This is a genomic window from Streptomyces sp. CB02980 (genome assembly GCF_014451325.2).
Classification (GTDB): domain Bacteria; phylum Actinomycetota; class Actinomycetes; order Streptomycetales; family Streptomycetaceae; genus Streptomyces.
Window position 1 is genome coordinate 1 of sequence record NZ_JACSCH020000058.1, and the last position, 1,280, is coordinate 1,280.

The 1,280-nt window shown below is 70.2% G+C and carries 1 protein-coding gene; it reads left to right on the forward strand.

Annotation, left to right across the window (positions count from 1 at the left end; all coding sequences use genetic code 11):
• On the forward strand, nucleotides 1-1,280 hold a 1,280-nt coding region (locus tag E0F75_RS39705; protein WP_229315911.1), incomplete at both ends, for a condensation domain-containing protein.

Here is a 1,280-nt window from a genome sequence, read left to right on the forward strand (position 1 = left end):
GTCCTCGACGCCCTGCCTCGTACCGTCAACGGCAAGCTCGACCGCCGTGCCCTCCCCGCACCCGACGACACCACCGCCTCCGAGGGCGGACGGGCACCCCGTAACCCGGCCGAGGAGATCCTCTGCGGTCTCTTCGCCGACAACCTCGGACTCGAATCCGTCGGCATCGACGACAACTTCTTCCACCGCGGCGGACACTCCCTCCGCGCCACCAAACTCACCTCCAGGATCCGCGATGCCTTCGGCGTGCGGCTTGGGGTGCGGGAGATATTCCAGCACCCGACCGTGGCGCGGCTCGCCGAGCTGATCGCGGTGAGCGGCGGCGGCGAGGAAGAGCGCCCCGCGCTGGTGGCAGGGGAGCGCCCCGAGCGGCTCCCGCTGTCCTCCGCCCAGCAACGCCTGTGGTTCCTCGATCAGTTGGAGGGGCCCTCGCCCACGTACAACATTCCGCTGGCCGTACGTCTCACCGGCAGCATCGATGTCGAGGCCCTGCGTCTCGCGCTCGTCGACGTCGTCGTACGCCACGAATCCCTTCGGACCTCCTTCCCCTCCGAGGGTGGCTCGCCGCACCAGGCGATCCGCTCTCTCGCGACGACCGACCTCGCGCTCCCGGTGACCCCGGTGACGGAGGAGTCGCTGCCCCAGGTGCTGGCCGGACTGTCCGGCACCACGTTCGACCTCTCCACGGATCTGCCCATCCGCGCGGATCTGCTGGAGCTGTCCCCCGCGAAGCACGTGCTTCTGGTGGTGATGCACCACATCGCCTCCGACGGCTGGTCGAACGGCCCGCTCCTGCGGGACCTCGCCACGGCGTACACGGCCCGCAGCGAGGGCGCCGCCCCCGACTGGGCGCCGCTCCCGGTCCAGTACGCCGACTACACCCTGTGGCAGCGGAGTCTCCTCGCCATCGATGAGGAGCGCCAAGTCGCCTTCTGGCGACAGCAGTTGGCCGAGCTGCCCGAGGGGGCGACGCTGCCGGCGGACCGGCCCCGGCCGGCCGTCGCCTCCTACCGCGGGGCCACCCACAAGGTGACCGCCCCCGCGCATACGCACGCTGCCCTGACCGGGCTGGCGCGTGAGACCGGAACCACCCTGTTCATGGTCGCTCAGGCCGCTGTCGCCACCCTCCTGTCACGGTGTGGTGCCGGCAGTGACGTCCCGATCGGTTCGCCGGTCGCGGGGCGGACGGATCAGGCTCTCGACGATCTCGTGGGCTTCTTCGTCAATACGTTGGTTCTGCGTACGGATGTGGGTGGTGATCCCACCTTCCGTGAGGTGTT